The organism is Paenibacillus sp. SAFN-054 (assembly GCF_051966755.1).
Lineage (GTDB): Bacteria > Bacillota > Bacilli > Paenibacillales > Paenibacillaceae > Paenibacillus_AQ.
In genome coordinates this window covers 529,460-554,531 of record NZ_JBQCKS010000001.1, presented here as the reverse complement: position 1 = coordinate 554,531, position 25,072 = coordinate 529,460, and the positions used below count along the sequence as shown (strand labels likewise).

Genomic DNA, 25,072 nt, shown 5'->3' with positions numbered 1-25,072 from the left:
ATTAGGCGCGGCCGCGTGAACCACCGGTACGGTTGCCACGTGAACCGCCTGTGCGGTTCCCACGCGAGCCTCTCGTGCGGTTGCCGAGCGGACCACGAGTACGGTTGCCACGCGATCCTTCCGTTCGGTCACCTCTTGTGCGGTCACCTCTTGTGCGGTCACCTCTTGTGCGGTCGCCTCTTGTGTTGTCACCTCTTGTGCGGTCACCTCTTGTGCGGTCGCCTCTTGTGTTGTCACCTCTTGTGCGGTCGCCTCTTGTGCGGTCGCCTCTTGTGCGGTCGCCTCTTGTGCGGTCGCCTCTTGTGTTGTCACCTCTTGTGCGGTCGCCTCTTGTACCGTCGCCTTGCGTACGGTTATCTAATGCATTTTCCAGCACTGAGCTTCATCTCCTTTCGTCATTTCCATACATGCTATGTGGGGAATCTAGCATTTGTTATAGCCGCAAGCGCATTTTTTGATAGAGAAGAAGATTTTGAGGAAAAAGACATACCGGTGAAGAAATCCAGAAGAAACAGATACAATCTCGAACAGGTTCATCGTTTACAAATAAAAAAGACAAGGAGTATCTTCCTTCTCCTCGTCTTTTACTTATTCTGCGATATCGCCTTTCACGCCCCGCCATCCATCAGAGCCTGCAAATCATCGTGCAGCCTGCGGCTTGTCGGTATGGTGATCACATACAGCTTCTTATTGTGCAGCCTAATTTGAACGGCTTGCCTGCCCTTAACCATCAGCGCGGTCCGGTCTCCATATTTTTTGAGACCCCAGCCGCCGTAATCCATGAAGGGCCGCACGCTGAGCATTTCAACCGACTTGATATCCTGTACGGGTATTTTCTGATGGTAAAACGGAAAAAATGCGAGCGACAAGTGTCGTTCGTTGAGTTTGACACGGTATGTCGTGATGCCGAGCAGAATCGGAAGAACGACGCCTGCAATCACCCAAAGCATGAGTAACGCGCCGTCCGAAGCGGGCTTTGCTCCAAAAGTACGGCCAAGGATAAGCTGTGAATACGCCCCGTACCAGAACAAGGCCACCACAGGCACCAGAATCAGCCACAGCCAAAAACTCACATGCCTGACTTCGCGGTAACGGATTTCTTCTGACATTCTCTCCTGCCTTTCTATCTCTTCTTCTTCGTATGTATAAGTGCTTATCAATGATCTTCATTCTAGCATATCAGAAAAAGCGAGAATATACCTTCTGCAGAAATCCCCTGCACATCACGACAGACCACCTGCTAAGGCATCTGATCTAAGCATCTATCCTTTATTCAGTTTTGTCATGGTTTCGAGATCACGATTCTTTGCCCATCCGCCCCTTCCAACTTCAGTTCCTGATCATGCCGGATTTCCCGGATCGCCGTAAAATCGGCCAGGGAACGGTTTAAGGTTACGTCCATTACTACGTGGCCATCCTTCATAAACACGAGCTTGTTCAGGGAATCATCATCCAGCGGGTATTCGCCGAGGAAGGTCCGCTCCAGCAAATAGCCAACATAGGAGCTCCGAGTCGTCCAGGTGCTGCCCGTCGTCTTTTCCATTTCGCTTTTCGTTGCATAAGGGTGAAATACATATATCGTATCCCAATCAACCGGGGTCAAGTCTGACATTTCAAACGGTTTATTGCCGGAGACGGCTGCCTTCAGATTGTTGGCAAATGCCTCTGCACCTGTGTTGCTTATTTGCTGCGATTGATAGGAGAAGTAACTGTTGCCAACCGGAATCAGCAGAATGATCAACAGGATGAACGGGATAACCAGCTTTTTTAAGTTCATGGCGGCACTTCCCCTTTCAATCCATAGTATTTTCATTGGATATATAAGAATTTTCTATATCATACCTTCTTCCCGCCATGAATTCCAGCTTTTTTTGACGCGAAATCTAAACCAGGCGCATATTGGGCGGTTTTTGATTTCACGTATCACTCAACCGGTCATTCTACAATAAAAAAAGGCGGCCTCATCCAGAGGCCAACCCTTTTGTGCTCCATAACATGACTTGCCATGCCTGAGCAGTGTCACTCTAATTAAACCTGGCAAATGCCACCAAAGATCCCTGATCGCAGGATTGGAAGCCGTTCTTTTCGTAGAAATGCCTGACGTCAGGCGCTTCCTCCGTTAACAGTACCTTTTGCCGAACATCCGGATATCTGTCCATCATTTGTTTCATCAATTGCGTGGCGATGCCTTGATTGTGATATGCGGTCCGCACCAGGATGTCCTGAACATAAATAATCGTTAATCCATCCCCGACGACGCGAATCAATCCGACAAGCACTTCCCCATCCCAGGCCGTCACTACGTCTAGCGACTGCTGAACGGCTTGCTGCAATAGCTGCATATCCTTCGTATACGCATACCACTGAACGTCGTCGTACAATTCGTTCAATTGCCCGGCATCAATATGCTTGCTGTTTTTAAATACGATTGGCATATTTTGTCCTCCTCAAAATGGTTATTTTGAAGAGTGCTTTCTTAATTTATCCATGGCCCTTATACCACCTTTTCAGCATGTCCAGCACGTACTCGTCCTGCCCAAATCATAACTGTTCGACAAATAACCGCGAGTTACCTTCATTTTTGCAATAAAAAAACGAACCAGCCCCTTATCGGCCGATCCGTAATTTTATGTTGCTATGGTTCATTCGTCTCTTCGGCTCTGTCCATCCATTATTAAAAATCGGACGTCGCGATCTGGATCGTGCCGAATACGGCGCCTGCGTCAGACAGCAGCGCAGCCACGAGCAAATGACTGACCGAAAGCGTCAAGCTATTGAACGCTGGTATCACGTACGTAATTACCGGAGCGTCGACGCGAGTGATGACCAGACTCACCGCGTTCGCCGCGTTGTTCTGAACCGTGACAGCCGCATTTACCCCGCCAGATAGGTTCTCGTAGTAGGATTTGCCGACATTTGGCGCCAGGTTAAAAAACTGCTGAGGCAATAAAATCGCCATGCCGATCACCTCCCTTCTCTGAAGGATACTGTATTCTATGCCGAATCTACTAAATCGAAACGATGAATGTCGTAGGAACAGCACCCATTTCATAGAGAAGGAAAATGAATCTTTCTTGCGCCGCCTGTCTTTTATGGCTATATATTCTACCACTCGGGCAAAACACCATCCGTCAAACGCTAGATTGCGGAGCCCGCTTCGTCCACTTCGGCCCAAGCCGCTTCATATTCCGGACCACGTCTTCATCATCCGTCCGCAGAAGTGCTTTAAACCCGGTTATCGAACGGTACTCATACGTGGTTTCATCGATGCGGACATACATTTGCTGCAGGGGCTGCACCTCGAATTCGGGTAAACAGACCCAAGCGGCGGTCATTTCCTCCGACTCTCCGACCCCGAGCCGCAAGCGGCGAATCGGCAGCCAATTCGTAGACGGCGTCACGCCGATATCGATATCCTTCAGACCGTCCAGTGCGGGCAACCGAACACCGTTACGCGTCCAGCGATGCTCTGCATCCTTTCGCAGCATCATCGTTTGCGTGCCGTCCGTCCTGACATATTCAATGTCCACCTGCTCGGTGTTCCCTAGCTCATCGCATAGAACGGAGTATTCGACGAAAGCTGCCCCGTCTTCATCCGATCGGATGACCTTTCCGCGGATTTCCGTGCGCTTACCCCAGCTGTGCGTGCAGTATTCCATACCGGTTCCGTCCAGCCGTTTCCATATCATGGTCCGTTCCATGTTCGGCAGCTCCTTTTAGAACAGTTTGAATTTCTTCTTCAGGTAAAAAGGCCGGGTCGACATGAAATAATCGTACAGCCCCGAGTCCTTGGAAAGCTCGATAAAATCGACCGGCGGATCGGGCACCCTGACTGTATCCGCAATGCTTCCGGCTTCTCTCATCACTTGTTCGCATTCCCCGGTGAACTCGATCGCAATCAAGGTATGCGGGCGCTCATCCGTTTCGGGATCGTAATAATGAGCGCTATACGCGGATGTAACCTGCTTCATGGTCTGGAACCGGCTCGTGAGCGCTTCAAGCAGCTCCGTGGGTACCGTCGCCGGCTGACCAATCATGATCTGCGTATCCTTCTTAATCTCTCGGGACGTGACCGGGCCAAAGATCGAGCCGTTAAGCAGTGATGCGATTTCTTCCTGCAAAAATTCCTTGCCGTAGCCGGACCCAGGGTTCAACAGAGCCTCCGAGCCAAGCGTAAGCTCAAACAAATCCTTTGCGTTCATGGATATGTAATGCGCTTCCTCCTTGATAAACTGCTGCAGCCGCAGCAGCGACGTGAAGATCGGAACGTACTCTTTTTCATCGAACTGGACGTGGATCAAATGGACTCGATCCCCCCGGTCCAGCATATGAGGGTCAAGCCCCCGTGCTTCTACGCCGACTTGAATCGTATAGATGTCCGAATCAAGCAGCTCTCGGTAAAAATCCGGCCTTGCTCCCGGATCCTGCGCAGCCATCACCAGCAGCTCCTCCAGGCGGTTTTGCGGTTCAAATTCCATCAAGTCTTGTCCTCCTTCCTCCAGATTCGTACCTTACAGAGCCCCGCGCCCCGTCCACATCGGATGCCTGCTTGTAAAACATCCGGTACTCATTAAACAAGGGAGCCAAATCCTCCAGCTCGTCGGCAGTTGCCTGAAAGACATCGACCATCCGCGATCATTCCTTTGATAACAGCAATTTTTTATATTTCTTTATAATAGAATACAGTGTCATCCAGCGAGCCGTCCGCCGATTGCGCATAGCGCGGAATGCGTCCGGCTTCCACATATCCCATGGATTGATACAGCAGGTTGGACGGATCACCAGCGCGGGTGTCCAGCACCAGCAGCGACCGGTTCTCAAATGAGGCTGCTTGCTCCGCCGTTTGCATCAGAAATCTTGCGATTCCGTTGCGCCGGCATCCCGGCGACACCATCAGCTTCGCGATTTCAGCCCGGTGCGAGCCGTTCGCCTTCAAAGCCAAGTGCAGCTGCACGGTGCCTACGATATCCCGTTCCCGCATCGCAATCCACATCCGGACGCCCGGTTCAAGCGCCTGCTCCCAGTAACGGCCGGCTTCCTCGCGGGACAATGGAGGCAAAAAGCCGACCGAAGCTCCTGCATGCACCACGTCAATGAGTAGGGGAATAAGCTGTTCCTTCAGCATCGGCTCCATGGAGCGGACTTCTACAATCGTCAATGGTTCGGTCAAAATTTTCACACCTTCCTGAGTATTCTTCATCTTTTGTACGAGCAGCAGATTCAAAATGTTTCGGTACTTTCAAATCGGCTTGACGGGCACGCAGATTTCGCAGTCATTTTCGGTTAGCAAAATGCCAGTGTACCTCTCTAACACCGGTTTGTCGTCCACCTGGAACCCCATGCTGTGTATGATAGGGAAAATGCTTGCCCATGCGTTTTGTATCGCTTCAGCGGTATGCTTGATCGTAAACACCACGTAGTCGCCGCCGTTCAACACGCCTTTGCGGACCGCATCATCCACGACGTCACCTTCTGCAATGACGATGCATGCATCATACCTGCATTGTTCAGGCGACGTGGTTTGGGGATTGTCTTGCGGAATGCCGAACAAAACAGCCGATTCTGTCAGCAGATTTTTGCCCATAGCCCAATCCTTTAGCGCCTCCATCGCCGAAACATTGCCAGCTCCATAAGGACCGGTCTGACGCACATACGCAAGACGATAACTTGGGAGCGTTTCGAATTTAGCATCCATGAATGGATTATCCTTTCATATACAGTTCATCCTTACTCTTGAGATGCTAACATGATATAAAATGATATTCATTCATTTCTTTAAGAACCTTCACTGTCCCCCTATGAAGGACATCTTCCAAATTTTGCTTTCCTCCCGTAGATTCCCTTGCTACAATAGGAAAGAATGCTTTCCAAACGGTCACTTTACACCATAGACAAACGGAGGATCTGACACCATGCATGTATGGCATGCTGTAACATCAGGCTGGAAACAGCTTGGACGCAATATTAAACTCTTTTTTCTCGCAAACCTGCTTTACCAGATTGGAACAGGTATGTTCTCGGTGCTTTACAATTTATATATTCAAGCACTCGGTTACGAGGATACGATGAACGGTACGATTGTCAGCATGCAGTCCCTGGCCACGGCGCTCGTGTTCATTCCCATCGGACTGATCGCGGACCGCGTCAGCCATCGGCTGCTGCTTCTGCTAGGGGCCATGCTGACGGGGCTGAGCTTCATGGGCAGAGCTTGGGTCAGCGGGGAATCAGGACTGATCCTCCTCTCGGTTGCGGCCGGGCTTTTCGCCGCCTTCTTTCAGGTGATCGCCGTACCCTTTCTTGCAGAAAATACGACCAAAGCGCAGCGGCTCAAAATGTTCAGCTATCATTTCTCGCTGGTGCTTGCCGCCCAGGTGCTTGGCAGCAGCGGCGGAGGCTTCCTCGCGGATCTGCTGCAGCAGGCCGGCTGGAGCAAAATCCACAGCCTTCAGGCCGTACTCTTTGCTGGTGGAGCAGCGAGCGTACTGGCATTTATTCCCCTGCTGTTCGTGAAGAAGCCGGCGAAAGAACAAATACGAATCGAGACTTCTGTGACCGAAGAACCCGCGAAGCTGCCGGTCCGGGCCAAGGATGACTGGACAGCCATTTGGAAATTCACCCTTGCGCAGCTGATCGTCGGCACGGGCTCCGGCTTGGTCGTTCCGTATTTGAATTTATATTTTACGAACCGCTTCGCCGTATCGTTGTCGGCCGTGGGCATATTAATATCGCTCGGTCAGGTGATGACGATCGTATCGATGCTCATCGGTCCGTCGCTCGTGAGCCGGGTCGGCCCGGTGAAGGCTGTCGTACTGTTCCAGATGATGTCGCTGCCGTTCCTTCTGCTGACCGGCTTCACGAATCTGTTCATGATCGCTTCGGTCAGCTTCCTGTTCCGCCAGGCCCTGATGAATGCCGCGAACCCGATTCAGTCGTCCATCATGGTGGACAGGGTATCGGATGCCCGCAGAGGCATCGCCAATTCCATGACGCAGACCGCGTTCATGCTCGGATGGGCGACGATGGGACCGCTGCAGTCCTTCCTGCTGACCACCTATGGGACGTATTGGGGCTATGCCATTACGTTCAGTATGACCGGCGTGCTGTACATCAGCGCTTCGGGAATCTATTATTTCATGTTTAAAGAGCGCAAAACCGCAGCTGCGGAGGCTGCGGTTTCGGTATAAGACTGTTTTTATGTAAGATCAGAACGCTAACCGATGACGGAGGGCCTTGGCCTTCCGTTTTCTTTTATTCATCCCCCTCAAAAAACTGTTGCAGCTCTTGAACACTCTTCAAATTATACGTCGGGTGAATGGCCGTTAATTCTTCATCACTGCCGTATCCGTAGGCAACTGCGATGGAATCCATACCGTTATTTTGCGCGCCGATGATGTCATGCTTCCGGTCGCCGATCATTACGGCCCCCCGCTTATCCACACAGCACTCATCAAGTATGAAAGCAATAATTTCTGACTTATCCGAGAGCGTTCCATCCAGGTTACTCCCACAGACCTCATCAAAATACGTATCGATCTCAAAATGCTTCAGCACGACTCGTGCAAATACCGTTGGCTTGGAAGTTGCCACGATGAGCTTCCTCCCCTGCCGCTTCAACAGATCCAGCAATTCTTTCATGCCGGGGTACAGTTCATTCTCATAGATGCCCCGATCCTTGAAATATTCCCGGTAATCTTCAACCGCTTGTATGGAATCCCGCTCCGTAAGGGTGTGGATTTCTTGAAAGGACCGCGCGAGCGGAGGACCGATATACGGGATAAGCGTATCCGAATCCTCCACATGAATCCCCCTTTTGGATAGTGCATACTGCACCGACTTCGTGATCCCGGTCTTTGGATCGGTCAGCGTGCCGTCAAGGTCGAATAGAACGGTTGGGTACTGCATTTAGATCATCCTTTCCTGCAGGTCGTTTATTGCAAAGACGAACAGAACGATTTACAGGAAACTGTTCGTCTTTGTCCTTGCTACCATGGGATGTACAACGAAATCTTTTTACTGCGATATTATGGGATATGGATACCAAAACTTTGTGCCATATTGCTAATAAATTTATCTTCGTTCAGTTCTTCACGTGCCTTCATTAACTCTTCGCCGGTATGGTATCTCAATTGGCTGGAAGGATCGGTTGCCGCCTTGTAAATCAATTCGGCGACAAGATTCGGAGAATCGATTTGTTGAGGGTCAAATAAGCTTTGGTACACGGATCCGATGATTTGCTCGATTTCACTATACATCGTCAATTGGGCATCCTGCAGCGGGTCCATAGATCTGCCGGCAAAATCGGTATTCGTTCGTCCCGGCTCCACGATCTTTACCCGAATATTGAGTGGGGCTAACTCGTACAATAGAGCTTCCGTAAGTCCGTTTAGGGCAAATTTGGAAGCATTATAAAGAGAAAACAACGGAAGTGCGAGCCTTCCTCCTCCGGAGCTAATATTGATAATAAGTCCCTGACCATTCTTTCTGAAATGAGGCAGGATCGATTTAATGACCCGCATCGGGCCAAAAACATTCACGTCAAACTGTCTCTGGATTTGTTCTTCAGTTGCAGCTTCAAAAATACCAAATGCGCTGTAACCTGCATTGTTTACAATCACGTCAATATTTCCGAATGTCGAAATCCCTTGCTCAATCGCGTTGTGGATGGATTCTTTGATTTCAACGTCGAGATGGGTGACAACAATGTTCTTAACCTTGGTCAATTCCGTTTCTTTTTCAGGAGACCGCATGGTTGCAATTACATTCCATCCTTTGTGCGCGAAATATAATGCCGTTGCTCTCCCGATTCCTGCCGATGCACCCGTAATTAATATCGTCTTCATCCTTCGTTTCTCCTCTAGTCCCCTGCTTGGGAAGAATATAACTCGATTTTGCGATTGATGAGTTCCATGCAGCGTGTTAGTTGCTCCATTTGGTTTTGGATTCGCATGTTTTGTTGTTGAAGCAGTTGAATACGCTCGTTTTTAGATTCGTCTCCCTGAATGACGAGTTGTGCGAATTTCTTCATTTCAGCAATACTCATTCCCGTTTCGCGAAGGCGGCAAGCGAATTGGATCCATTCCATGTCTTCGGAATCATAAATACGAATACCGTTTTCATTACGCTTTACGGGCGGAAAAATACCTTCCTTCTCATAGTAACGAATGGTATGAATGGATAATCCAGTCTCGTTGGCGAGTTGACTAATTTGCAGACTCATAAGATGCTCCACATCTGACATTACTCCTTTCCGATGAAATTAGTTTAAAGCATATCAACTAGAGTGCACTCTATGTCAAGGCTTTCAGGGGGATAAGACAGTAAATTATTAGGCGAGGAAATATAATCAGTGTTTTGCTGCGAGTTTTATGTAGCCAAGCTCATCATACTCTTAGCGAAGTAGTGGATACTTGGACACAGCCTAAGGGTTTAAGCTGATTTCCAGGTGAAAGTTGAGTAAATAAAAAAACACGGCCCAAGGCATTTGCCTTGGGCCGTGTTTCATCCTAACTATCCTATTCCTCCACCAGCTCCAGCTCGATCACCGTATCCAGCTCATCCGGCAGATCCCCGCCGGCCAGGTGAATGAAGGCTCCGCTCTCCGTATCGGAGTACTGATCCGCCATCCACGGCGTCTGTACGTGCAGCTCGCTGCCATCCGACAGCAGCCTTGCTTTCTTGATCCGGCCTTTCAGCCCCTGGAAATAGATCGGCCCGATGCCGCGGTCGAACACATGCGCATACAGCTTGCTGCCGCGCTGCGTATAGCGGCCCCATTCCGGCTTCGGCAGCTCGGCGATGCCGCAGCCGTAGATGCTGTCGCCGTTGCGGTGAAGCCACTTGCCTACCGCATCCAGAATATCCAGCGATTCCTGCGGTATTTCGCCCTTCGCATCCGGCCCGACGTTCAGCAGCAGATTGCCGTTCTTGCTTACGCATTCCACCAGCGCTCGGACAACCTGGCGCGGGGATTTGTAATTTTTATCGGTGGCATGGTACCCCCAGTGATCATTCAGCGTGATGCAGGCTTCCCAAGGAATGGCTTCGCCTACCGCATTCACGATGCCTTCCGGCGGGATGATCTGCTCGGGCGAGAAGAAGTCGCCTGCGTAGATTTCTGGCTCCTCGGCCATGATGTTGCCGCCCAGCCTGTTGTCGATCACGATATCCGGCTGCAGGGAACGGATCATCTGGATCAGCTCGGTTGCCCGCCACTTCTCGCCGGTCATGTCGTCATAAGAGAAATCGAACCAGATGATATCGATTTTGCCGTAGTTCGTCAGGAGCTCACGAACCTGCCCGTGCATGTAGTCGAGATAGCGGTCGAAGTCGATCGCTTTATCCTTGTAGGCTTCGTTGCCGCGCATCGGGTGATGACGGTCGTTATAAGCGGGATAATCGTCATGATACCAGTCGATCAAGGAATAATAGAAGCCGACTTTTATGCCTTCTTCACGGAATGCGTCCACATACTCGCGGATCAGATCCCTTCCCGCCGGCGTATTCGTCGCCTTGTACTCCGTCAGCTGGCTGTCGAAGAGACAGAAGCCGTCATGATGCTTGGTGGTAAGTACCGCATAACGCTGGCCGGCAGCCTTCGCCGCCTTGGCCCAGCTGCGCGGGTCGTAATGAACCGGATTGAATTCCTCGAAAAACGTCTGGTAGTCCCCATTCGGAATGCGCTCATTATTGCGGATCCATTCTCCTCTGGCCGGGATGGCGTACAACCCCCAGTGAATGAACAAACCGAAGCGGTCGTCCATCAGCGGAAGCGTTCTTTCAAAACGCGGATTCATTGGCTGTCCGAACCTCCATTTGCGTGTTTATTTTTTGTTCTTGTCGTCGTAAGCCTTCTGATAGATTTCCAGATAACCCTTCAGATTCATGTTGTCCAGCTGGCTCACGTAGCTGTCCCACTCCGCATCCAGGCTGGCGTCGCCAATGACGAAGCGTGCGATCATCTCATCCACGTAGTCATTGATCGTCTTCGCCAGGTCGGCCACTTCGGACGCCTGCTCGTTCGTCAGGAACAACGGCGGCACCGTGCTGACATCTGTCGGCTTATACGGCTCATATTTATTCTTCGTCTCGTTGTACAGGATCACCTCTAAATCGTCGTCGCCTTTAGCTACGGCCGACAGGCGGAAATCGTTGGAACGGAGGGCCGGGCCGGTTTGAGCCCAGTTGACGTTCTGAACGGTGCCGAACGACTTCAGCTCAGACCACACCGCCGGCTTGCCGTTAATGCCGATCTCGCCTTCCTTGGCATCGCGCCATTCCTGATCGGGACGTCCGTAGACGCTGCGGAGCGTCATTTCCTTCTCGTATAACCCGTCTGCCCAGCGGAGTGCAAGCTCCGGATTCTTGGCTTTTTTCGTGATGATGAAGGAGCCCGGCGTGAGTGCGGTGGTGTCGACGGCGGCATACTGCACGCCTCCCGGCCCTTTCAGCGGAGGAACGGCTTTATACTCTTTCCAGCGCCCGCTTTCGCCCATCAGCTGCGTAAATACGCCTTCATGACCGCCAGTGGATGCCCCGAGGATGACTGTGCCGGGATTTTCGCCCTGCTGGATCAGCTGATTCTCGTCCTGCGTAAAGGATTCGGGCGCGATAAGACCATCTTTATAGAGCTTGTTAAGATAGCGCAACCCTTCGCGCCATTCCGGTTTGTTATATGCGACGTCCAGCTTGCCGTCCTTGATGTACATATGCTTGCTGCTGGATCCGTACACCGGATTATAGATGAAGGAGTTCATCAGGAACGAGTCGATCGTGGAGCGCCATGATTTTTGCGTGATCGATAGCGGCACTTCGTCCTTTTTGCCGTTGCCGTTCGGATCCTGCTCCTTGAAGGCTTTCAGCACGTTGTACAGCTCATCCGTCGTTTTTGGCATTTCAAGGCCAAGCTTTTTGAGCCAAGGCTCGTAAATCCACATTTTCTGGCTCATCGAACAGTGATAGCAGTCGTTCACCTCGGGCAGCGCATAAATGTTGCCGTCGATCGCAGTCACCGAATCCTTGATTTCCGGATTGTCCTGGAACATTTTTTTCGTTTGCGTGCCTTCCTTTTCGATCAGATCGTTCAGCGGCAGGAACGCGCCCTGCGAGCCGTAGATCATTTGCTGTGTCGGCGATACGTTCAATCCCATGATGACATCCGGATAGTCCTCGCTTGCCAGCACCAGGTTCAGCTTTTCCTGCATGCTTTGTTCGGGAACGACCTCCCATTCGATATGGACGTTCGTTTTTTCCTCGTACCATTTGGTGAATTCGTTCGTTTCGAAATTTTCTACGAGCGGGTTGCCGCGCACCATGATCTTCAGCGTCGTTTTCTCTTTGACGAGCGGGTACGTGCCCGGCGCAGATAACTCAATCGTTTTGGCAGCGGGGTCTTGGGTCTCTGTCTTTTCCCCGCTTCCCTCCTTCGTGCCGCCGGAGCATCCTGCGAGCAGCAGGCTGACAGCGAGAACCAAACCCGTGATTTTGCTGGCTTTGTTGAACATGAACATAACAACCCTCCATGAATTTTCAATGTTAATGAACTCTTCGACTGTCTTTAGCCTTTCAGCGAGCCGATCATGACGCCTTTCACGAAAAACTTCTGCACGAACGGATAAACCACGAGCAGCGGCACCGACGTGACAACGATCAGCGAGTACTTCAGCAGCTCCCGGAGCCCTTGGCGCGCCGCTGCCGTTTTGGCGTCTCCAAGCATGTCGATGTTGATCTCATTCTGCACGAGAATATCCCTCAGGATGAGCTGCAGCGGATACAGATCCGCCCGCTTCAAGAAGATCATCGCGTTAAAATATTGATTCCAGTGCCCCACCGCATAGAACAGGGCAATAACGGCGAGGATCGGCCCCGACAGGGGCAGCACGATGCGAAGCAGGAACCGGAAGTCGGTGCATCCGTCCAGCTGGGAAGCTTCCAGCAGCTCGCCCGGAATCGTGGTTTGGAAATACGTCCGCATGATGATAACGTTCCAGACCGACAAGGCCGACGGAATCAGCATCGACCAGACAGTGTCGATCATGCCGAGATTTTTGACCAGCAGATAGGTCGGGATGAGCCCGCCGTTAAACATCATGGTGAACACGAACAACAGCATGAACATGCTGCGACCGCGGAAGTCCCTTCGGGACAGCGGGTAGGCCGCGAGAACCGTAAACAGCAGATTAATGCCCGTCCCGGCCACCGTATAGAACAGGGTGTTCATGAAGCCCCGGACCACCATGCCGTTCTTGAATACGGCTTTGTAACCGTCCAGCGTCGGTTCGACGGGCCATAGCCATACGCGTCCCGACAGAACCGCGCTGCTCGAGCTGAATGAAGCGCTTACAACATATACAAGCGGATAAAGCACGATAATCATGATGAGGGTCAGCACGAAGTAATTCACGATCGTAAACAGACGGTCAGAGCCGGCTTCTTTCATTTTCGCTTTGTGCAAGGTTTCCGCCGCCTTTCTACCATAAGCTTTCCTGCTTTAATTGTTTGGCTGTCTGGTTCACGATAATCAGCAGAATGAAGCCGATCACCGCCTTGAACAATCCGATGGCCGTCGCATAAGAGAAATTCATCGCCTGCGAGACGAGTCCAACCTTATACACGTACGTATCGATGACTTCGGATGAGCGCAGGTTCAGCGCATTTTGCATGAGCAGTATTTTTTCAAAGCCCGTTTCCAGCATCTGCCCCGTATTCAGGATCAGCAGGATGACCGCAATCGGCAGAATACCCGGGATGTCGATATGGCGCATCCGCTGTACCTTGGTCGCACCGTCCATCACGGCTGCTTCATGCAAAGCCGGATCGATGCCGGATAGCGCCGCCAAATAAATGATGCAGGCAAAGCCCGTATTCTGCCATACATGCGACCAGACGTAGATCGACTTGAACCAGGAGGCCTGCGCCATGAAATGGAGCGGCCCGATGCCGAACCAGCCGAGCATCGAGTTGATCAGTCCGGTACGCGGATCGAGAAACTGCAGCAGAAGTCCCACGAGCACGACGAGCGATATGAAGTACGGCGCATACGTAATCATTTGAACCGTGTTCTTGAAGCGCCGATTCTTCACATAGTTGAGACCGAGCGCCAGAATAATGGGAAACGGGAAGCTCGCCAGCAGGGCATAAAAACTGATCACCAGCGTGTTCCGCAGCAGTCTCCAAAATTCGTGCGAATGAAAAAAACGTTCAAACTGCGCAAACCCTACCCATGGACTGCCTCCGATGCCTTTGGTTACGTTGAATTCCTTGAACGCAATCTGTGCGCCGTACATCGGCACGTACTTGAATATAATGATGTAGAGCAGCGGCAAAGCAAACAGCGCGTACAGCTGCCATTTGCGCGTGATGTCCTTCCAAAGATTCAGCCCGGTCACCCCCTAATTCTAATTTGCATTTCCGGCCGGTGACTGAAGTATAGACGCTGCCCAAGACCGGGGTAAATCTGCATGTTTTTAGCGATATGCCCTGCTTTAGAATAGGGATTATTCCGGTTTCAGACGTTATTCATTTATTTAGATAGCAGGTGATTCGCACAGGCAGTCAGCTGTTTTACAAGCCTGCCCGCTGCGGATTTTCTTCAAGCCCCCATCAAGCTTCCCGGACTTGCTGCTGCTTGCGGAACTCCGTCGCGCTGATCCCGTTTGCCCTTTTAAAAGCCCGGCTGAACGTATTCAGCGACAGGTAGCCGGTAAGGGCAGCAATTTCGCTGACCGGCATGCCGCCATGCTGCAACAGGCGCTTTGCCTCTCCCATCCGCACATGCTCCAGATAATCCGAAAAATTCATGCCCGTCTGCTCCTTGAAAAAATACGAGACGTAAGCTTCCGAATTCCCGGCTTCGCCGGCCAGGACGGAGAGGCTCAAATCGGGATCCGAGTAATTTCGGTCGATATATTCGATCAACCTGCCCGCCAGGGAATCATTATGGCTCCGCTTGCGATCCTCCTGCTTCTGGCAAAGGTCGAGCATTGCTTGAAACAGCATGTGAAGCGCCTCGGGAGGCGGCAGTGCCGGGTCGGAAGCCTTGAGAACCACCTCTACCTCTTCATTCAGAGCATCCTCTCCGGTGCCGGACGGCTCGCAGCATTTCATCAGCGTACCGCACAGCTCCTGGGCCAGCAGCCGCTGGACGACGGCCGCCCGGGCTGCTCCCCCGTTCTTCTCCCGGATCTGGCCGATGAGGCGCGCCGTTTCCGGCTTGTTCCCCGATCTTACGAGCTGAATCAAGCGCTGCTCCACATCGAACGGATAAAAATAAGCCGGAACAGGCACTTCGGCGTCATCGTAATACAGGATCGGCTGCTGATCGCTCCAGGCGGCATGAAGCAGCAGAAACTCTGCTTCGCCATGGGAACGGTACACTTCCGTCAATCTCGTCTGGCAGGTGCCGACGGCGATCAGCAGCCCCGCATTACTGGCTTCCCTTAGGCTTCCGTATAGCTTGTTAAGCAGCTGCTTCACAGCCTCCATAAAATGGACACGGGACCGTCCTTCGCCGTGGAACAGGAGCGCCAGCTTGTTTTCCCTCAAGTCGTGGATCTGAACGCACCCGCATTCCTCGGGTCCGATCGCCGAAATGACGTCCCGGATCCTCAGCTTGACGATGTCCAGCTCCATCAGCATCGCCTCATTGTAGGGGGCATGGTAACCTCGCAGCTGAATCACGGCGGCAGTAAGCAGATCCCCTGATATCTCGATCCGGGAATGCTCCATTGCCGCCTCGGCCTCTTCCTTGGACGTAAATCCTCCCTGCAGCAGCCTATCGAAAAAAACGCTCCGCAGCAGCGGCAGCTGTGCATCCAAGCGGCTGTTCAAAGCGTCATGGCTTTCCACAAGCGCCGACACGGAGCTGCGGATATCGTCCATCAAATTGCCGAGCGGCGGGCGCTTCCTGTTGGCGCCGGGCATGAGCGGCAGCAGCTGCAGCATTTTGAACACCGGCCTGCTGCTCCGGTAGGCGAGCAGAGCCGCCACGAACAAGCCTGCGACCAAAGCCAGAATGAACACGGTGAGCGTAAGCTCCTTGATATAGTTCGCTTTTTCGAGAACGACGGATTCCGGCTGAGCGGATACATAGGACCATCCGTTATAGCCGGAAGTTGTTCGCGTGATCAACATTCTTTGTCCGTTCCATTGGATTTGCGAAAACCCTTCCCGTACAGGAAGCGCTTTCAATTGGTTGGACTCCGGTTCCATCCCCACCTGGCTGATCAGGTTCCCGTTCTGGTCCGCCACATAAGCGAATCCCCCCTGTTCTGAGTCGATATTCTGCAGCATTTCCTGAATTTGCTTGTTGTTGATCAGGACGGTGATCACGCCGCCGCTGTCTTTCGTTCCGAAGGACTGCATGTAGCTCACAACCGAGTACGGCTTGCCTTCATATGTAACCGGCATTCCCGGCTTGTAGGTTTTGTAGTAATAAGTACCGAACAGCTGGTTATACCAGTCCTCATATGTCATATCGTCGTAATGGAGCTGCAGACTGTAAAACTGGCGCGCATTGTATACTTTGCGGGGGGAAATAAACATGCCGCTGTTTTTGTAGGCGATGTAGTAATCGACGATGAAATGGTTGGACATCCGGTAATCGAACAAGCTCTTTTCCAAATCCCACAAGCGGTATGGATTCGTGTCCCGGTAGGGAGCCTTGACGAATTGAAAGGATTGGATCTTGGATTCGCTGGACATCTGCTCGGCAATGGTCTCCACTTCGGCAAAACGCCGGTCCAGCGCTTCCCTGATCTGCCCCAAGGCCGCCCCGTTGCTCTTCATCGTCTCCGACTCCACAAGAGCCGATGTCTTGTGGTATGCGAACCAGCCGACAAGCAGCGATCCGAGCAAGATCAGGGCATAAGGCACGAAAAAGCGAAAAATCAATGTAGCGACGGAAGCATTCCTCACAACAATTCCCACCCTTTAGCAATGTTTGCAATTATAATAATCTCAATATAGCAGAGTTGCGTTTCGCCGTCCTTACATCGATAGGTTCAAAGGCAAAAAAAAGAAGCCGGACGGGATGCATCATCCGTCACAGCTTCTTGTACGATTCGGAAGGCCAACCTGCGTGAAAGGTTCTTGGTTCAGGCATCTTCATTCCTGCCTTCGCTCTGCTGCCGATCCCACTCCAAGGCCTCCTTGGCATAATTTCGCTTTGGTATTTTATGATTGATATGCAGCAGAACGGCCAGGTTCAGGAGCAGCAGCACAATCATCGCAGCCGCGGTCATCCGGACAGCACCTCTGTGTTCAGATCATATGGCTTTCCACTGTCCCAGCATCGGGTGACACGCTTTAACTGCTGTGCTTCAAACTCCAGTTTGTAAATGTCAGGCATAGAAGTCGATCTCCAAAAGTCGTAACCATAGGACCGGTCAAAATGATTCAAGATGAGCGTCATGATGTCGCCATGAGTGCCGACCACCACTTGGTGGCCGGCATGACGGTCCAATATACCGAGTATAGCCTGCACTCCCCTGCGCTGTGCCTCAGCACTCGATTCTCCCCCGGGATATGCATCATCAAAATTATCGTAAAGCCGCTTTTTCATGTCCTGAAAATGCTCGCCTTTGACGCAAAAATGTTCTTCTGCCAAGGATCTTTCCCTCAAATCCTCCACGAGAACAAGCTGTTTGCCCGCTGCAAGGGCGGCTTCGTTCACGGTTTGCACCGCTCTTCGGTACGGGCTGGAATAGAAAGCATCCATTTCTTCATTCCGCAAAAGCTCTTGGACTCTATGCACATCTTCAAATCCCTGATCCGACAACCCTCGCTCCCTTTCCCGTCCAGGCGTATAAGCCGAATCTGCATGCCTCACCAGGTAAAGAATTGTCTGCATCCGTTCATCTCCTTATTCGTGTGTTCCAGCTTCAGCAATAGGCGACTCATGCATCGTCCTCACTTTCGTGAACCGGACGTGAACCTATATGTATTCCCTGCCTTCATCGGCTCTGCATTACGCTTCCACTTCAAAAATCGAATCGATGATAATCGGCAGATTGTCCCTGACGGACACGGCCCCGAACACGGATCTGGCATGGCTGCCCCGCTCGCCGAACACCTCGATCATCAGATCCGAGCAGCCGTTCAGCACCTTGTGATGCTCTTCAAAAAAAGGCTGTGCATTTACAAAGCCCTGCAGCTTCACTACACGCTTCACTAGATCAAGCGAGCCAAGCTCAGACTTCACGGCAGCCAAAATTTCAATACCGGTACTCCTGGCAAAGCGGTATCCTTCCTCTGTCGAGTAATCGCTTCCCAATTTGCCGCTCGGGTGGCCGGACGGACCTTTTCCAGACACGAACATCAAACCGTTTATCATGACACAATTGACGTATTTCCCCGCAGGTGTGCTTGATTCCGGTAGCACAATGCCCAGCGATTCAAGTCTGGACTCCGTGTTGCCTAATGTCATGGTATTCACTCCTTTATTGTGTTCTGACAAGGTTATATGTTGTTCATTCGCCAATATTCCAATAAAACCCTCTCTTGGAAATGATGCAATCTGATTCTAATCTTCTATCCGGACCGAATAACGGCAGTAAACTTTGATTCTTTCATTGAAGAGGACGACGGAACATGATTATAATATGTTTAAAAATCCGACAGACAAATGGAAAAAGAGAGGGGATTTACAGTGCCGCTTCGTGATCATTTTAAGCGTCTTGATCCTGCCTTTCAGCATGCTGCTATAGGTATGGCTCTTATTTCGCTTCACGGAACCTTTTTACAAATCAACTCGGCCTTTTGTGATCTTCTGGGACATCCTCGGCATGAACTTCACTCTATTTCCCACCTGGACGATGCCTACTCGGACGTGTTAACTGCGATCAAGGAATTCGGTCAAACGCTCCGATCCGGACAGCTTCTTTCGGGTACGTTGGAACAGCCTATGCAGCATCTGGCCGGCAGGCTTCTGCAGATTAAGATTCACTTGCATCTCATTCTTCAGGAGGATGGAGACCCTCTCCACTATTTGGCGCAATTCGAGGATCGAACCCCTTGGATGGATATCGAAAGCCGGATCCGTGCGACCGAAACGCTGTTGCAAGACACGCAGCATTCCTATCACCAACTATTGGAAAAGATGCCCCTTGCCGTGCTGATTACAAAAAAAGGTATTATCCAATATGTCAATCCGGCTGGACTGCGTCTGATTCATGCGAAGGATTCAAGCGAAGTCATCGGAATCCCCACTTCTGACGTCGTGGATAATTCCTATCATGTCGCGTTATCGGAACGCCGCAAGAAATTCGCAGAATCTCAAGCCCTGCCCACCATCACGTATCTCATCAACAGTTTGGATGGACAGCAGAAATTCGTGGACGGCTTTACGCTGATCATCAGCTATGAAGGCGAGCCTGCAGCGGTAGGCGTTTTTAAGGATATAACGGAACAACGGCAAAAAGAGGAATATATGATGCAGTCCGAAAAGCTTACGATGGCCGGACAGCTGGCAGCGGGCATTGCTCATGAAATCCGAAATCCCCTCACCTCTATCAACGGCTTCATGAAGCTGATGCGGTCTTCCAAGCAAAGCTCCGAGACCTATTATGACATTATCGAATCCGAGCTTAAACGAATCGAGCTGATCGTTAATGAACTCCTTGCACTGTCCAAGCCTCAAGGCCAACACCACAGCAAACCCATTGATATCCTGCCCGTCCTGGACCAGGTCATCACGTTAATGAGGGTTCAGTCCGCGCTCAAAAATATCGAAATTGAACTGGAACGTCCGGAATCTTCCCTATGGATCATCGGGGAAACCAATCAATTAAAGCAGGTATTCATTAATTTACTCAAAAATGGCATGGACGCCATGGATGCTGCCGGGACCATCCGTGTTTCCGCCCGCTCAGGCGATCAAGAGGCGCTGATCAATGTGAAGGACGAGGGCCGGGGGATGACAGCGGAGCAGATTGAGCGGCTGGGCGAGCCTTTTTTTACGACCAAAGATACCGGCACCGGGCTCGGTTTCATGATCACCCAGAATATTATTCATAACCATGGGGGATCCATCCAGGTCGAAAGTGTTCCGGATCAGGGAACGACATTCACGGTTAAGCTGCCTATGACCCCTTCCCCTGAGGAAGTGCAGGCTTAGGCTTCACCTACGAGCCAGGATTTGGCAACCTCCGGATCCCGAAAAAAATGCACCTGGAGAACAAGCTTTATCCCGAGCCGTTTTTGGATTCTCTTCAGACGTATCCGATCACGATAACGCAGTCCGACAAGAGCCAATTTGGAAATACGATGTTGAATCCTTTCCAGACTTACCAGCAGTTCCTCTAATGCATTTTCCGTCCAGCGGGTGTGATACAGATCGACCCAGAACGGCAGAATCCGTTTTTTGGATAAAACGAATGCTTCTTCCGCACGCATCGTCTGCAGAAGTGCTGCTGCATCCGCATAGTAGCTTCCATACTTCAGACAGTGGAGTTCCCCACCCTTGTAGCCGTATGGATAATACGATCCACCAGGAGACTTTTGAATCATCAGACCCGAACCTCCTCATTGTCACCGGCACTTGTAACCTTTTACATATTTTTATTATAAGCCACTTAGGACTCTTACTCTATATATTCCAAGCATATTCTTCAAAACAGAACAAAAAAACCTTGGCTGCGCCAAGGTCTTTTTGTTTCTCATCCGCTCATCCGGCTTCAGAAGGCTGGCAAGAGGTCGGTCAATCGGGAAAAACCTGCTATTTCCGGGTTAAGCACCCGGCGACCACCAGTTTCCTGAAACCACGATCATGCTGAGCAGCCGGAGCGTATTCCCGAAATAAACGTCTTCCTCCGTGGATATCGAGGCGTTATGGTCCCATAGGCGGTTTAGCCAGCTTTGGTTCGAGGCATCCAGCATGGCACCGACCATCATGGGAGCCGTAAAGGTTAAATCCGGGTAATCCTCTAGCGGCGCCGAACCATCGAGCTTGTAGCCTGCAAGCACCTTTGATGGGTCATCATTGACGGTCATGCGGATCCATCTTGTAAACGTGTTCAGCTGTTCCTTCGCTCTCTCATCACCTGTCATCAGAGCATCCGTGCCGATTCTCCATGGCGTGCGTGACGAATTGTAGCTGTAATTCCCGTCGGTCACCCCTTCCAGGAATTCCGGTTCAGCCGGGGCGTAACCGGCCCCTTTTTTCACGGCAAAATCGGGAAGCATTCCGGCTTGCGGGCTGTACTTGGTGAACAGTTCCCTGCTCACGGCGTACGTCTTATCGACGACCTTGCCCCATGCTGGATCTCCGGTCACCCGCTGAAAATCCTTCATATGCTGCAGCATAAAATCGGACGGGCGAGTCGCTTTGCCGTACTTGGCGTCGTTGTCATCCGCCCAATCCGCCAGCTTTAACGTCCATTCCGCGTGATTCACGTCATTCTTCATGATCGCCTGGATGACCTTTTTGGCTTCGGCCAAATAATGGATCTTCCCGCCGCTCCCCCACTGGCGATCCGCCAGCAGAAGCGCGTAAGCAATATCCATATCGCCGTCGGTCGCGGAATCCACGCCATCCACATCTACGATCGACTTTCCGGTATCCCCCTGCTTCCAGGCCATCAGATCCGGGTTAATACTGCTGGGATGGGCCCGGAAGTATCGGTATAGCCCGTCGAAGTATGCTTTGGCCTGCGGATCATGACCTGCCATATAGGCCGTGATCAGCATGCCGTATCCATGGGCCTCCGAAACGGTGATGGCGTCGTAATCGAGATTCAGCGCATCATCATGCTCTTTTTCGAACCAGTCTCCATCGGCGTACCACACATAGTACTGAGCAGGGTCGGAAGCTTTGATATAGGGATTGGATTTCAAGTACTTCTTTTTCCATTCGTCATAAAGCCGCGTTACGGTCATATCGATTCGTACCTTGCTCACATGGTTTGGCGTAATGGATCCTGCCGCATATTCCGTGTGCTGCGGAAACGGTCTTAATGCTCCGCTGAGATACGACTGGGTCTTGACGGCGATGGCTGCCGCAGGAAGCGATTCAGCCCCATGCTCGCTGATCGCCCTAATCGTGTATTCATACACCGTATCCGGTTCCAGACCGTTGTCTTCGTAGGCGGTGCCTTCACTCGTCCCCGCCAGCTTGCCGTCTCGGTACACACGATATCCTGAAGGCGGCGGTCCGCTCGGGGAATCCCAGGACAATTGAATCCGATATGGTGACGTTCCTTGACCTTCCGGTTGAGATGGCGCGGATGGCGGTTCATATCCCGAAAGGCCTTTTAGCGTGGTTAACTCCACTTTGGCAGAATTGTTGCGGGCTCCCACGGCCCGGATCACGATGTGATACTGTATCGCAGGGTCCAATTCGCCAAGCATGAGACTGTACTGTTCCTTGTTCGGTTCAACCGGCACATATTTGCTCCAGTAACGGCCGATCTTATCGTCTTTTTCATAAATACGGAATCCCCTTACCGTTTCCCCTGACGACGGCATTTTCCACGAGATGACCGCTTGCCCGTCCTTCATCACGACTGCTGCCTGTTCGACCGGATTCGGTTTCGTGTCCGTACGTTTGATGCCGTACTGATCATACACGCCGAGCCCTTCTGGAGTGAAGCCAGGCTTGCCTTCATCCTCTACCGCCGCCGTCATCGCATCAAATTTGAGTATTTTATCCGAGACGGAAACATCGGTGAACATCTTCTTCTCCGGCTGCTCGTCAATCGCGGCAAAATAATCGTCATAGGGAACGGGTTTGCCGTCCGGTCCGATCTTTTCCTCCGGCTCACCGTCCGCGCCTATTTTGTACTGGTTGTTTTTGTAATAAAACTTATTCCCAAGCGCATTGGACATCAGATAGACTGTCCCTTTCGGATCGATGACGTTGCCTTCCCCGTCCTTTTGCAAATCCTCAGGATCAACGATCTTGTCATCGTACATCTGGAAGGATCTCATATACATATGGTCATGGGCTTCGAACACCATATCGATGCCAAGCTCGTCAAATACGGGAATCAGATGGTCCTTGTAAAAATTCACGCGCTGATCTTCCCACTGGGCTGAATTGTCTCCGGCAGCGTACGGCGATTTATGGAAGGTGACGAACTTCCATTTGGCGTCGCTCTTGGCAACGGTACTGCGCATCCAGTCCACTTGGTTCCAGAATTGCTCGTGCTTGTCGTCATCCCAGTTGACGGAGCCGTCTGCCTTCAGCTTCCCGTCAAACTCCGAATTGAAAACCATGAATAAGGCGTCGCCGTATTCGAAGGAATACACAGAGCCGTCATGGGTCGCTTTCACAACGTTACGCGGAAGATTGAAATGATTGTAGAAGTTGTTATTCGGCGTGGTTTCATCCCCATCCCAGTCGTTGACCTCATGGCCGCCGAGCACAGGGACGAAAGGCACGTTCAGCAGCGAATCCTTCGCGGTGCCCAGCAGCCACTGCCATTGCTGCTCCAGATCGCCGTTATCGACCAGATCGCCTGCGTTGATGAGGAATTTAGGGCTGCCAATGTGCTTGATTGCTTTGCGGAACGTATCCGCCCAAGGTTCGAATTCGGCCTGATTCGAAGCCTGGGAGTCCGAGCCTACGATAAAGTGATAGGGCTGCGGCGTTTCGGAATCCGTGGTGAAAGAGCCTACCGGACTCCACTCCGTTCCATCTCCGGCGCGGAACTTATACGTCGTGCCCGGTTTCAGCTGATCTGCCGTTACCTTGTGGCTGTAGAACTTGCTTTTATGGCCGGTTTCTCTGTCTTTTCCATCCATGAAGGTTGCAACCTCATCGGCCGTGCCGTAATATTCATGGGCTGATTTCTCCGGAAAATTATCTCCCTTCACGCGGGTCGCTTCAATCACCTGAACTTTCGTTCCGGTCTTGGACTCCGTATACCAGGCAAAAGAAAGGCTCGTTCGCGGATCTCCATGAAACGTCATATTCATCAGCTTTGGCATCGTGGGCGAATCCTGAACAGCAAAGCTCCAGGATACGCTGCGGGCAAGCGGAACCCCGTCCTTTCCTTGGATGGCCGATTTGCCGATAGAAACCTTATATTGCTTGCTGTATCCGAACGGATCATGCTGAATTTGCAGGGTATGCCCTTGCACAATTTCTGCATGGAAGCCTGCCGCCGGGTGTCCTTGTTCGTCCGTGACCCGGATCGCATTTTCATCCGATAACGTCACCTCTTTGCTGAACCGAACGGACAGCGGATCGGCAGCAGGCACATTCTCAGCCTGATGGAGAGGAGAACGGGTGACATCCAGCGTCGGCTGCACGGGCGCCTTTCCCGTTAAAGGCTCGCCTGTTACCACGATGTTACGAATCCGGCTGGAGCCGCCTCCGCCAATGCCGGACGGATTCTCCTTCCTATCCACTGCCTTGTTGGCTTGGACCAGCCAGCGAATATATAGAATTTCCTTGTCGCCGGCTTGAGGCAGGGAGATGTTCTTCAGCATACAGGATTGTTTCGGGCAATCGTAGCTTGATACGGTGGGAATCTTTACAGTTCCATTCGGCACATTGGACCAATTCGTCAAGTCCGTGCTGATCTGCAGCCTGAATTCGCTCGGCCCGGAACCGGATGAGCTCTGTTCGGAAGAAAGCTTGATGCTGCCGTAGCCTGCAGTAGAGAGCGTCGCCAGCCAGTATTTCGGCGTCTTCGCCTCATCCCATCCCTGATAGCTGATATCTTGCGACTCTTCATCATAATTCTCAAATGTGCCTCCGGCCTGCTGCAGGGTGGACGCAGGTTGATATACTCCCCCCGTTGCCGGGTGCATCCCCTGTTTCCCCTGATCCTTGAATTTCCACTCGGCCAGCATTACGGCTTTCTTGTTCAAGGGTTCCTTTGAAGCACTGCCAACATCGCTCGCATCAACATTCTGGTGGAATGGCCATGCGAGCAGCGCTATAGCTACGGTAAGTAAGGCCGCTTTGTTCCATAGGGTCCTGCTTTTATTCCTCGTCCTCATCGTTTTACCCCTTCCCCTGGCAATAGTTAAAGCGCTTTAACTTTCGGACCGGCAAAATCCCTCCATCTATATAGCAGCCACGCTCCTTTCCGATTGGGACACTCAGGTCCCGTTACTGCTTAATATAGCT

At 51.7% G+C, this 25,072-nt stretch carries 24 protein-coding genes; 2 read left to right on the top strand and 22 right to left on the bottom strand.

The window, feature by feature from the left end:
- Window position 1 precedes the first annotated feature (1 nt).
- The 9 genes from ACTHPM_RS02740 to ACTHPM_RS02700 all read right to left on the bottom strand — a co-directional run bounded on the left by ACTHPM_RS02740 (window position 2) and on the right by ACTHPM_RS02700 (window position 5,695).
- Complete coding sequence (locus ACTHPM_RS02740) at window positions 2-376, bottom strand: hypothetical protein (RefSeq protein ID WP_440393645.1); 375 nt, start codon at window positions 374-376, stop codon at window positions 2-4.
- A 232-nt stretch (window positions 377-608) separates the two neighbouring features.
- Window positions 609-1,109, bottom strand: a complete 501-nt coding sequence (locus ACTHPM_RS02735) for a DUF6141 family protein (RefSeq protein WP_440393644.1) — start codon at window positions 1,107-1,109, stop codon at window positions 609-611.
- A 173-nt stretch (window positions 1,110-1,282) separates the two neighbouring features.
- The gene (locus tag ACTHPM_RS02730) at window positions 1,283-1,777 is read right to left on the bottom strand and encodes a hypothetical protein (RefSeq protein WP_440393643.1); all 495 of its coding nucleotides are present in this window, start codon (window positions 1,775-1,777) and stop codon (window positions 1,283-1,285) included.
- A gap of 247 nt (window positions 1,778-2,024) precedes the next feature.
- A complete protein-coding gene (locus tag ACTHPM_RS02725; RefSeq protein ID WP_440393642.1) occupies window positions 2,025-2,435 on the bottom strand; it encodes a GNAT family N-acetyltransferase in 411 nt (136 codons plus the stop codon).
- A 239-nt stretch (window positions 2,436-2,674) separates the two neighbouring features.
- A complete protein-coding gene (locus ACTHPM_RS02720) occupies window positions 2,675-2,959 on the bottom strand; it encodes a hypothetical protein (RefSeq protein WP_440393641.1) in 285 nt (94 codons plus the stop codon).
- Between the two features lie 172 nt (window positions 2,960-3,131).
- Window positions 3,132-3,701 (bottom strand): putative glycolipid-binding domain-containing protein, encoded by a 570-nt coding sequence (locus tag ACTHPM_RS02715; protein ID WP_440393640.1) that lies wholly within the window; start codon window positions 3,699-3,701, stop codon window positions 3,132-3,134.
- A gap of 15 nt (window positions 3,702-3,716) precedes the next feature.
- Window positions 3,717-4,478, bottom strand: coding sequence for an enhanced serine sensitivity protein SseB C-terminal domain-containing protein (locus ACTHPM_RS02710; protein ID WP_440395331.1), 762 nt, complete (start codon window positions 4,476-4,478; stop codon window positions 3,717-3,719).
- Between the two features lie 182 nt (window positions 4,479-4,660).
- Window positions 4,661-5,170 (bottom strand): N-acetyltransferase family protein, encoded by a 510-nt coding sequence (locus ACTHPM_RS02705; protein WP_440393639.1) that lies wholly within the window; start codon window positions 5,168-5,170, stop codon window positions 4,661-4,663.
- A 69-nt stretch (window positions 5,171-5,239) separates the two neighbouring features.
- Window positions 5,240-5,695 carry an AraC family transcriptional regulator gene (locus ACTHPM_RS02700; RefSeq protein WP_440393638.1) on the bottom strand — a complete coding sequence of 152 codons (456 nt, stop codon included), beginning with the start codon at window positions 5,693-5,695 and terminating at the stop codon, window positions 5,240-5,242.
- A gap of 217 nt (window positions 5,696-5,912) precedes the next feature.
- On the opposite strand from ACTHPM_RS02700, the gene ACTHPM_RS02695 reads away from it, so the two are divergent.
- A complete protein-coding gene (locus ACTHPM_RS02695; RefSeq protein ID WP_440393637.1) occupies window positions 5,913-7,184 on the top strand; it encodes an MFS transporter in 1,272 nt (423 codons plus the stop codon).
- A 64-nt stretch (window positions 7,185-7,248) separates the two neighbouring features.
- On the opposite strand, the gene ACTHPM_RS02690 is transcribed toward ACTHPM_RS02695, so the two are convergent.
- The 11 genes from ACTHPM_RS02690 to ACTHPM_RS02640 all read right to left on the bottom strand — a co-directional run bounded on the left by ACTHPM_RS02690 (window position 7,249) and on the right by ACTHPM_RS02640 (window position 18,421).
- Window positions 7,249-7,902 (bottom strand): HAD hydrolase-like protein, encoded by a 654-nt coding sequence (locus ACTHPM_RS02690; RefSeq protein WP_440393636.1) that lies wholly within the window; start codon window positions 7,900-7,902, stop codon window positions 7,249-7,251.
- Window positions 7,903-8,021: 119 nt separating this feature from the next.
- Window positions 8,022-8,840 (bottom strand): SDR family oxidoreductase, encoded by an 819-nt coding sequence (locus ACTHPM_RS02685; RefSeq protein WP_440393635.1) that lies wholly within the window; start codon window positions 8,838-8,840, stop codon window positions 8,022-8,024.
- A gap of 14 nt (window positions 8,841-8,854) precedes the next feature.
- Window positions 8,855-9,229, bottom strand: a complete 375-nt coding sequence (locus ACTHPM_RS02680; RefSeq protein WP_440393634.1) for a MerR family transcriptional regulator — start codon at window positions 9,227-9,229, stop codon at window positions 8,855-8,857.
- 283 nt (window positions 9,230-9,512) lie between these two features.
- Window positions 9,513-10,793 (bottom strand): alpha-L-fucosidase, encoded by a 1,281-nt coding sequence (locus tag ACTHPM_RS02675; protein WP_440393633.1) that lies wholly within the window; start codon window positions 10,791-10,793, stop codon window positions 9,513-9,515.
- Window positions 10,794-10,820: 27 nt separating this feature from the next.
- Window positions 10,821-12,500 (bottom strand): ABC transporter substrate-binding protein, encoded by a 1,680-nt coding sequence (locus ACTHPM_RS02670; RefSeq protein WP_440393632.1) that lies wholly within the window; start codon window positions 12,498-12,500, stop codon window positions 10,821-10,823.
- 53 nt (window positions 12,501-12,553) lie between these two features.
- Window positions 12,554-13,435 (bottom strand): carbohydrate ABC transporter permease, encoded by an 882-nt coding sequence (locus ACTHPM_RS02665; protein ID WP_440393631.1) that lies wholly within the window; start codon window positions 13,433-13,435, stop codon window positions 12,554-12,556.
- 31 nt (window positions 13,436-13,466) lie between these two features.
- A complete protein-coding gene (locus tag ACTHPM_RS02660; RefSeq protein WP_440395330.1) occupies window positions 13,467-14,339 on the bottom strand; it encodes an ABC transporter permease in 873 nt (290 codons plus the stop codon).
- A 259-nt stretch (window positions 14,340-14,598) separates the two neighbouring features.
- Window positions 14,599-16,887, bottom strand: coding sequence for an AraC family transcriptional regulator (locus ACTHPM_RS02655; RefSeq protein ID WP_440421426.1), 2,289 nt, complete (start codon window positions 16,885-16,887; stop codon window positions 14,599-14,601).
- A 203-nt stretch (window positions 16,888-17,090) separates the two neighbouring features.
- Window positions 17,091-17,237: a hypothetical protein gene (locus ACTHPM_RS02650; RefSeq protein ID WP_440393629.1), complete on the bottom strand. Its 147-nt coding sequence runs from the start codon at window positions 17,235-17,237 to the stop codon at window positions 17,091-17,093.
- Window positions 17,234-17,845 (bottom strand): histidine phosphatase family protein, encoded by a 612-nt coding sequence (locus ACTHPM_RS02645; RefSeq protein WP_440393628.1) that lies wholly within the window; start codon window positions 17,843-17,845, stop codon window positions 17,234-17,236. Before ACTHPM_RS02645 ends, ACTHPM_RS02650 begins: the two co-directional genes overlap by 4 nt.
- A gap of 117 nt (window positions 17,846-17,962) precedes the next feature.
- Window positions 17,963-18,421 carry a RidA family protein gene (locus tag ACTHPM_RS02640; protein WP_440393627.1) on the bottom strand — a complete coding sequence of 153 codons (459 nt, stop codon included), beginning with the start codon at window positions 18,419-18,421 and terminating at the stop codon, window positions 17,963-17,965.
- A gap of 198 nt (window positions 18,422-18,619) precedes the next feature.
- On the opposite strand from ACTHPM_RS02640, the gene ACTHPM_RS02635 reads away from it, so the two are divergent.
- On the top strand, window positions 18,620-20,110 hold the full coding sequence (locus ACTHPM_RS02635; protein WP_440421424.1) for an ATP-binding protein: 1,491 nt from the start codon (window positions 18,620-18,622) through the stop codon (window positions 20,108-20,110).
- Here ACTHPM_RS02635 and ACTHPM_RS02630 read toward each other — a convergent pair.
- Together ACTHPM_RS02630 and ACTHPM_RS02625 are read right to left on the bottom strand one after the other, a co-directional pair.
- Window positions 20,107-20,502 (bottom strand): hypothetical protein, encoded by a 396-nt coding sequence (locus ACTHPM_RS02630; RefSeq protein ID WP_440393625.1) that lies wholly within the window; start codon window positions 20,500-20,502, stop codon window positions 20,107-20,109. The two genes, ACTHPM_RS02635 and ACTHPM_RS02630, sit on opposite strands and share 4 nt — an antisense overlap.
- Window positions 20,503-20,721: 219 nt before the next feature.
- Window positions 20,722-24,810, bottom strand: a complete 4,089-nt coding sequence (locus ACTHPM_RS02625) for a glycosyl hydrolase family 8 (protein ID WP_440393624.1) — start codon at window positions 24,808-24,810, stop codon at window positions 20,722-20,724.
- Window positions 24,811-25,072: the final 262 nt, after the last annotated feature.

Bases quoted from the DNA above. Each gene is read 5' to 3' on its own strand.
- ACTHPM_RS02735 (WP_440393644.1), bottom strand. From the start codon at position 1,109: ATGTCAGAAGAAATCCGTTACCGCGAAGTCAGGCATGTGAGTTTTTGG.
- ACTHPM_RS02730 (WP_440393643.1), bottom strand. From the start codon at position 1,777: ATGAACTTAAAAAAGCTGGTTATCCCGTTCATCCTGTTGATCATTCTG.
- ACTHPM_RS02725 (WP_440393642.1), bottom strand. From the start codon at position 2,435: ATGCCAATCGTATTTAAAAACAGCAAGCATATTGATGCCGGGCAATTG.
- ACTHPM_RS02720 (WP_440393641.1), bottom strand. From the start codon at position 2,959: ATGGCGATTTTATTGCCTCAGCAGTTTTTTAACCTGGCGCCAAATGTC.
- ACTHPM_RS02715 (WP_440393640.1), bottom strand. From the start codon at position 3,701: ATGGAACGGACCATGATATGGAAACGGCTGGACGGAACCGGTATGGAA.
- ACTHPM_RS02710 (WP_440395331.1), bottom strand. From the start codon at position 4,478: ATGGAATTTGAACCGCAAAACCGCCTGGAGGAGCTGCTGGTGATGGCT.
- ACTHPM_RS02700 (WP_440393638.1), bottom strand. From the start codon at position 5,695: ATGGATGCTAAATTCGAAACGCTCCCAAGTTATCGTCTTGCGTATGTG.
- ACTHPM_RS02695 (WP_440393637.1), top strand. From the start codon at position 5,913: ATGCATGTATGGCATGCTGTAACATCAGGCTGGAAACAGCTTGGACGC.
- ACTHPM_RS02690 (WP_440393636.1), bottom strand. From the start codon at position 7,902: ATGCAGTACCCAACCGTTCTATTCGACCTTGACGGCACGCTGACCGAT.
- ACTHPM_RS02685 (WP_440393635.1), bottom strand. From the start codon at position 8,840: ATGAAGACGATATTAATTACGGGTGCATCGGCAGGAATCGGGAGAGCA.
- ACTHPM_RS02675 (WP_440393633.1), bottom strand. From the start codon at position 10,793: ATGAATCCGCGTTTTGAAAGAACGCTTCCGCTGATGGACGACCGCTTC.
- ACTHPM_RS02670 (WP_440393632.1), bottom strand. From the start codon at position 12,500: ATGTTCAACAAAGCCAGCAAAATCACGGGTTTGGTTCTCGCTGTCAGC.
- ACTHPM_RS02665 (WP_440393631.1), bottom strand. From the start codon at position 13,435: ATGAAAGAAGCCGGCTCTGACCGTCTGTTTACGATCGTGAATTACTTC.
- ACTHPM_RS02650 (WP_440393629.1), bottom strand. From the start codon at position 17,237: ATGACCGCGGCTGCGATGATTGTGCTGCTGCTCCTGAACCTGGCCGTT.
- ACTHPM_RS02645 (WP_440393628.1), bottom strand. From the start codon at position 17,845: ATGCAGACAATTCTTTACCTGGTGAGGCATGCAGATTCGGCTTATACG.
- ACTHPM_RS02640 (WP_440393627.1), bottom strand. From the start codon at position 18,421: ATGACATTAGGCAACACGGAGTCCAGACTTGAATCGCTGGGCATTGTG.
- ACTHPM_RS02635 (WP_440421424.1), top strand. From the start codon at position 18,620: ATGGAAAAAGAGAGGGGATTTACAGTGCCGCTTCGTGATCATTTTAAG.
- ACTHPM_RS02630 (WP_440393625.1), bottom strand. From the start codon at position 20,502: ATGATTCAAAAGTCTCCTGGTGGATCGTATTATCCATACGGCTACAAG.